Source organism: Methylophilus sp. DMC14 (genome assembly GCF_056314085.1).
This window is the reverse complement of the sequence record NZ_JBQUZA010000004.1, coordinates 283,050-289,669: the sequence shown is the minus strand read 5'-3', so window position 1 is coordinate 289,669 and position 6,620 is coordinate 283,050. Positions and strand designations below refer to the sequence as shown.

The 6,620-nt window shown below is 47.8% G+C and carries 5 protein-coding genes and 3 tRNA genes; 6 read left to right on the top strand and 2 right to left on the bottom strand.

Annotated features, from left to right (window positions below; genetic code table 11):
• The first annotated feature begins 139 nt into the window (after nt 1-139).
• The 3 genes from ACT53C_RS10430 (at nt 140) to ACT53C_RS10420 (ending at nt 472) form a co-directional block, all read left to right on the top strand.
• Nucleotides 140-213 (top strand) — tRNA-Cys (locus tag ACT53C_RS10430).
• A gap of 18 nt (nt 214-231) precedes the next feature.
• Nucleotides 232-307, top strand: a tRNA-Gly gene (locus tag ACT53C_RS10425).
• 78 nt (nt 308-385) lie between these two features.
• A tRNA-Leu gene (locus ACT53C_RS10420) sits at nt 386-472 on the top strand.
• 288 nt (nt 473-760) lie between these two features.
• Here ACT53C_RS10420 and ACT53C_RS10415 read toward each other — a convergent pair.
• Nucleotides 761-1,219, bottom strand: coding sequence for a GNAT family N-acetyltransferase (locus tag ACT53C_RS10415; protein WP_379076804.1), 459 nt, complete (start codon nt 1,217-1,219; stop codon nt 761-763).
• A complete protein-coding gene (locus ACT53C_RS10410) occupies nt 1,204-1,857 on the bottom strand; it encodes a helix-turn-helix domain-containing protein (protein WP_194746957.1) in 654 nt (217 codons plus the stop codon). Before ACT53C_RS10410 ends, ACT53C_RS10415 begins: the two co-directional genes overlap by 16 nt.
• A 350-nt stretch (nt 1,858-2,207) precedes the next feature.
• Here ACT53C_RS10410 and ACT53C_RS10405 point away from each other — a divergent pair, with 350 nt between their 5' ends.
• The 3 genes from ACT53C_RS10405 to ACT53C_RS10395 are packed head-to-tail and all read left to right on the top strand — an operon-like array spanning nt 2,208 to nt 6,619.
• Nucleotides 2,208-3,449, top strand: a complete 1,242-nt coding sequence (locus tag ACT53C_RS10405; protein ID WP_194746956.1) for an FAD-dependent oxidoreductase — start codon at nt 2,208-2,210, stop codon at nt 3,447-3,449.
• Between the two features lie 18 nt (nt 3,450-3,467).
• A complete protein-coding gene (locus tag ACT53C_RS10400; protein ID WP_018987286.1) occupies nt 3,468-3,728 on the top strand; it encodes a sarcosine oxidase subunit delta in 261 nt (86 codons plus the stop codon).
• Nucleotides 3,725-6,619, top strand: a complete 2,895-nt coding sequence (locus ACT53C_RS10395) for a 2Fe-2S iron-sulfur cluster-binding protein (RefSeq protein WP_476145949.1) — start codon at nt 3,725-3,727, stop codon at nt 6,617-6,619. Before ACT53C_RS10400 ends, ACT53C_RS10395 begins: the two co-directional genes overlap by 4 nt.
• Nucleotide 6,620 lies beyond the last annotated feature (1 nt).

Genomic DNA, 6,620 nt, shown 5'->3' with positions numbered 1-6,620 from the left:
TACGGGGAATAGCTCAGTTGGTAGAGCGCAACCTTGCCAAGGTTGAGGTCGCGAGTTCGAGACTCGTTTCCCGCTCCAAATTCTGGGGAAAGCGCGGCTTTCCCTTTTTAACATAAGTTGTTTTTATGTTGTTGGTTCTGGCGCGATAGCAAAGCGGTTATGCCGCGGCCTGCAAAGCCGTTTAGGCCGGTTCGACTCCGGCTCGCGCCTCCAGTCTCATGTTGTAAATATGCGGGAATAGCTCAGTTGGTAGAGCGCAACCTTGCCAAGGTTGAGGTCGCGAGTTCGAGACTCGTTTCCCGCTCCAAATCTTTCTCAAGCACACATTCTCACCACTATGCAAAATAGATCACGGTGTTAGAATGCAAAGCTTGCTAGACCTACCGCCCGGATGGTGAAACTGGTAGACACAAGGGACTTAAAATCCCTCGGCTTAACGGCTGTGCCGGTTCGATTCCGGCTCCGGGCACCATACTTCGCTTATATACTGGCTAATTAGGCTGGTTTTTCAGTTTCAAATTTTTCTACACCTGTCTGTGAATGACTGTATTTTTTATTCATACTGTGGGATTGGTGTGGGAGTCATGTATTCGGTTGTCTAACTTCGCGGGTGAAGTTCAGATATCCATTTATGAGAGCCAAGCTCCGTTTTCATTTCTACGAAGTGACAAAGTTAGCCACTTAGAAAACGGTAGTTTGTGAATGAGCATTCTTTCTTACCTTGGCCGGTGAGATATGACTAGTTAAAAATGTACAACAATTATAAAAATAATCTTCTCGCATTTAACTGAGTGCTTTCCCAACCCAGGTGCCGGTAATATCCTATCGCAGGTTCATTTTCAATATCGACCAATAGTTGAGCACGAGTAGCTCCTTTTTCTTTTGCCCAATCTAATGCCGACTGCAGTAGTTTTCTACCAATTCCTTGCTGTCTAAATTCTGCATGAACGACCATGTCTTCTACCCAAGCAGAGCGTGCTCCTTGTGCAGTAGAGATGACTAGTTGCGCGCTAACCATCCCAATCAGTTTCCCGTCTTCTGTAAATGCAGCTTTGATTACCCCATGTTCTGGTTGTGATATCAGCATACTTAAACCGGCTTTTTGTTTCTCCATGTCTGGTTTGAAATCGGCTTCTATACTAAATAGCGCATGTAGAAGGTCGGCTAGTTGAGCGGCATCTTTTTCTTGAGCATCTCGAATACTTATGACTGCGTCCACTCACTGCCTCCTGAATGATCAACGGGGTCGTGATGAATAATAGCCAGGAAACGGATTGGGACCTCTATGAGCTTGGCTGGCTGATGCGGCTGGTCTCCTCTAAAGGTCAGTGAGTCGCCTGGCTCAAGTAAGAAAGTCTCCAAGCCTACCTTGTACTCTAATACCCCCTCCAGCATATGAATGAATTCAGTCCCTCCATGTTCAAAAGGGGGGAATTCTTCCGCCTGATCTTCCAGCGTGATCAAGAATGGCTCAAAAGTCTTTTGAGGCCCTTGGTCATAGGCTAATAAATGATATGTGTGGCCGAGCTTTGTGCCGCGGCGTACCACTTCCATACCATGCCCTTTTTTAACGAATTGTGCATTTCCTGAGGGAGCGTTGTAGTCGCGGAACAGCCTTGAAAGCGTTACGCCAAGCGCGTTAGCTACTTGTTCCAATGTTTCAAGACTGGTCGATACATGGCCATTCTCAATTTTACTGAACATTCCAACACTAATATTCGCTCTCTCAGCGACATCGGCAATGGTCAGGCCATGTTGTTTTCTGACCTCTTTGATGACATTCCCCAAGTGTTTACCCAAAGGTTTGGATTCTGTTTCCGTAATAGGGACAACATTTTTTTTCAAATCAGAGGTCATTGGCGGCTAAAACTCCCATATCCATACTTCTCGTTTAATTATCACAGGCCCAATCAATCAAGTGACGGCAAATCAAGTTTCTGCTGGAGAATTAATTGACTAACTCTTTCTTAGTCATTAATCCACCCTCAGCCACTTTTTTAAGAATATTCACATGCTCTAAATGTGTTCATCAGACCAAATTATGCACCAAATCATTGCAAAATAGGTAAATTTATTCCTGACAGGAAAAAAATATTCATAAATCCGTTGACAGCGGTTTTTGCAATGCGTATAAATGGAATTGTTGTTTCCTGCTGGGAATAAAATTTTCATGTCGAGATTGATATTGGATCGTTGCGGAGCGTTGAATGCCTCTAAGATTGCTTAAATATGCGTTGAGTAAAGAGTACAAAGAGACTCGGTTTTTTAGGGAGAATGTGACCCCTAAGAAAAGTTACGACGCAGTCATTATTGGCGGAGGCGGACACGGTTTGGCTGCTGCCTACTATCTGGCTAAAGACCATGGCATGACTAATATTGCCGTGCTTGAAAAGGGTTACTTGGGTGGAGGCAACACCGGCCGCAATACCACCATTGTCAGGTCTAATTACCTGACCCCAGAGGGCGTGAACTTCTATGATGCCAGCGTCAAAATATATGAAGGTTTGTCCGAAGAGTTAGATATCAATCTATTCTATTCAACGCGCGGCCATTTCACATTGGCACATACAGAATCAGCGATGCGGACAATGCGTTGGCGCGCTGAGGTCAATAAACATGTGGGCGTGGATAGTTATGTCGTTGGTCCGGATGAGATCTCAAAAGCCTGTCCTCAGCTAGACATCAGCTGCAGTGGCCATGCGCCCATTTTAGGCGCTTTGTATCATGGGCCAGGTTCTGTGGCTCGGCATGACGCTGTTGCTTGGGGTTATGCCCGCGGCGCCGATAGGTTAGGTGTCGATATATTTCAGAGTACGGAGGTGACTGGCATTGATATCAAGGGCGGCAAGGTTCAAGGGGTACAAACGAGCCGAGGTTATATCTCTACCCCCAGAGTGCTTTCAGCGGTGGCAGGGTTCACTCCCCGCATCTGCAAAATGGCTGGCATTGATACGCCTATTGTCATTCATCCGTTGCAAGCTTGTGTGACTGAGCCAATGAAGCCCTGGCTGGATTCAATCCTGGTTTCCGGTAGCTTGCATGTCTACGTCAGTCAATCTTCCCGTGGCGAATTGGTCATGGGGTCTTCGTTGGATCCCTATGAGGTGCATTCGACCAGGTCTTCTTTAGACTTTGTGGAGGGACTGACGTCTCACATGTTAGACATGTTCCCCTTCCTCTCGAATGTGAAGATCGTCAGGCAGTGGGGCGGCATGGCAGACATGACCCCTGACTTCTCTCCCATTATGGGCAAGACACCGGTGGAAGGTTTTTATCTCGATGCCGGGTGGGGAACGTGGGGATTCAAGGCCACACCGATCAGCGGGAAAACGATGGCTGCCACGATTGCTAACGATATGGCGCCAGATCTCATCAAGCCTTTCAGGCTTTCAAGATTTGAAGAGTACGAATTGACTGGCGAAAAAGGTGCGGCTTCGGTCGGTCACTAAGCATCAGGAATATTAGAAATGAAATTACTTACTTGCCCGATTAATGGCGTGAGACCACTAAGCGAATTTGTCTTTGGTGGTGAGCTACGTGATATGCCCGAAGCTGAATGCAGCGACAAAGAGTGGGCTGACTATGTTTATAACCGCAATGGCGCGCCAGGGCTAAAAAAAGAATGGTGGTATCACTCTCCTAGCGGAACCTGGTTTGTTGCAGAAAGAGACACCTTAACAGACAACGTAGCACGTACCTACTTATACGAACAGGAAGCTGCTAAATGAGCATGAGGTTGCAAAATACTTCCGGTGAGTGGATCAATCGGAACAACAAAATTAAATTCTCATTTGAAGGTAAAGAATATGAGGGTTTTGAAGGGGATACGATTAGCAGCGCCTTGTGGGCGGCAGGCGAGAAAGTGCTAGGCCGTAGTTTTAAATACCACCGGCCAAGAGGCATTTTTACCCTGGCAAATCATGACGTCAACATCATGGTTACAGATGGTGTCGATACCAATATCCGAGCCGATGTTGTTCAGCTTAAAGCGGGGATGAAACTCCAAGTAGTGAATGTTGACGGCGGGGTGATGGCGGATAACAAGCGCTTTCTTGATTCGATATCGGCGCTCTTACCAGTCGGCTTTTATTACAAAGCATTTCATACCCCACGTGGTTTGTTTCCATTTTGGGAGCGCATCATTCGCAACGCAGCTGGTTTGGGCGTAGTGAACTTTAACTATCCGCGGCTCTTAAAAAAGAAACAGCATTCGCATTACGATCTCCTGGTGGTTGGCGCAGGCCCTTCAGGGTTGTCTGCAGCTTTGACTGCGGCCCGTGAAGGCTTAGAGGTTCTTTTGGTGGATGAAAATGCCAACCCCGGCGGAAGTTTTGCTTACGACAATGCAGGCAATTCAGAGCATCACGAACAGTTAGCAAACATGTTGAGTGACGCACAAAGCCTGCCTAATTTAACAGTGAAAACTAACGCTTATGCAGCCGGATATTATGCTGATCATCTGATCCCGATCGTAGACGAATCTGGAATCACAAAAGTACGTGCTAAAGCTGTGATTGTTGCCAGTGGCGCCTTTGAGCAACCTCCTGTGTTCAGAAACAACGATCTACCGGGTGTCATGCTTGGTTCCGCCGCGCAACGTCTCATCGCACGATACGCCGTTAAGCCATTCTTGAAGGGGGTAGTCGTCACCGCTAATAGCCATGGCTACCGGGTGGCGCTTGATCTGATTGCATCTGGCGTAGAGGTCGCGGCGATTGTTGATATGCGGGCGGGTGGAGAGACGGATGCCATTGCCAGTGTGGTCGCAAATAAAGGCATACCAATCCATAACGGTGCTTGCATCTATGAAGCTGTGCCGGTATCCGGCAAGTTAGGTGTCAAAGGCGCGATTGTCACGGATTACGATGAAGCCTCTGCGCAGGCCGATATTCGGAAATCCATACAGATTGACTGTGACGGTATCGTCATGTGTGCAGGCTGGGCGCCTGCTGCTGCATTGCTCTATCAGGCCGGCACCGGCATGCGTTATGACGATCAAATACACCAATTCGTACCGTCAAGACTGCCCAATGGCATTTTCGCTGCAGGTAAGGTGAACGGTGTTTTTGGCTTGAATCAACGCATCCAGGATGGCGCCCGTGCTGCCTCTGATGCCCTCAAGTATTTGGGCTATGTTGGAAACGACACCACCGTAGAAAGTTTTTCCGGGTCATCGCCTAGCCATCCTTATCCGATTGTGATGCATCCCAAAGGTAAAAACTTTGTGGATTTCGACGAGGATATCAGCGTAAAAGATTTCATTCATGCGGCTCAGGAAGGCTTCGATAACATCGAATTAATGAAGCGTTTCACGACAGTTGGAATGGGGCCTAGCCAAGGCAAGCATTCAAACATGAATGCGATTCGTATTCTGGCGCGTATCAGAAGTCTTCCAGTCAATAAAATTGGCACGACGACAGCACGGCCCTTCTTTCATCCAACACCAATAGGTCATTTGGCAGGCAGGGGGTTGCATCCTCATCGAGATACCCCGCTGCATCAGTGGCACGCAGAACACGGTGCAGTGTTCACGGATGTCGGCGCATGGAAACGTCCAGCCTACTACAAAGTGGATGGGCAAACCAAAGAGCAGTCTATACAGAACGAAGCAAAAGCCGTCAGAAGTGCAGCGGGCATCATTGATGTCAGTACCTTGGGCAAGATAGAGATTCATGGCGCCAATGCCGCTGAATTTTTGGAACGTTTCTATACTGGTAATTTTAAAGATCAAAGGGTTGGGCGCTCCCGATATGCCTTAATGCTGGACGAATCAGGGGTAATGGTAGATGACGGTGTCGCGTGCCGGATCGCAGAAAATTTCTTCTATGTGACCGCAAGTACCAGCAATGCCGCCGCGGTTTACCGTGAGATGCAGCGGTGGAATCAGATTTGGGGCCTGAATGTGACCTTCATCAATGTCACGGGCGCATATGGCGCGGTGAACATTGCCGGGCCCTTGGCCAGAAAGGTGCTTCAGAAGATTACCCTTTTGGATCTTTCTGAAGACCAGTTTTTATTAGGTGCAGTGGCTGATACGTCCATAGGAGAAATAAAGGCACGTGTGATTCGCGTTGGATTTGTCTCTAACCAGGCCTATGAGATTCATGTGCCAGCCTCAGCTGTGCTTAAGTTGTGGAATTTGCTGCTAGACAGTGGAAGCGTTGATGGGCGTGTTAAACCATTTGGTACAGAGGCACAAAGATTGCTTCGATTGGAAATGGGCCACCCATTAGTGGGGCATGATACCGATGGTCTTACAAACCCCTTTGAGCTTGGTGCTGACTGGGCCATCAACCTCAATAAACCTTTCTTTATCGGTAAACGCAGTTTGCAAATTATCCGCAAACGTCCTCTGCTAAAAAAACTGGTGGCTTTTTCGTTTAAGCCAGATTTCCAGGGCCCTGTGCCATGTGAATGTAATTTAGTGATCAGCAAGAGTGGCCAGATTGAGGGCAGGGTCACCAGTCTATCGTTGAGTCCTACGCTGCAAAGATTCATCGGGTTTGCATATGTATCCCCAGCGAATACAACGTTGGGTGACGTCTTGAGTATTAGAACCGACAGCGGCCAGATGGTGGAGGCCTATGTTGTCCAGTCACCATTTATTGAAGGGGATTAAA

What these genes read in the sequence shown, in the direction of transcription:
- ACT53C_RS10410 (WP_194746957.1), bottom strand. Translation starts at nt 1,857, where the DNA reads ATGACCTCTGATTTGAAAAAAAATGTTGTCCCTATTACGGAAACAGAA.
- ACT53C_RS10400 (WP_018987286.1), top strand. Translation starts at nt 3,468, where the DNA reads ATGAAATTACTTACTTGCCCGATTAATGGCGTGAGACCACTAAGCGAA.
- ACT53C_RS10395 (WP_476145949.1), top strand. Translation starts at nt 3,725, where the DNA reads ATGAGCATGAGGTTGCAAAATACTTCCGGTGAGTGGATCAATCGGAAC.
- ACT53C_RS10405 (WP_194746956.1), top strand. Translation starts at nt 2,208, where the DNA reads ATGCCTCTAAGATTGCTTAAATATGCGTTGAGTAAAGAGTACAAAGAG.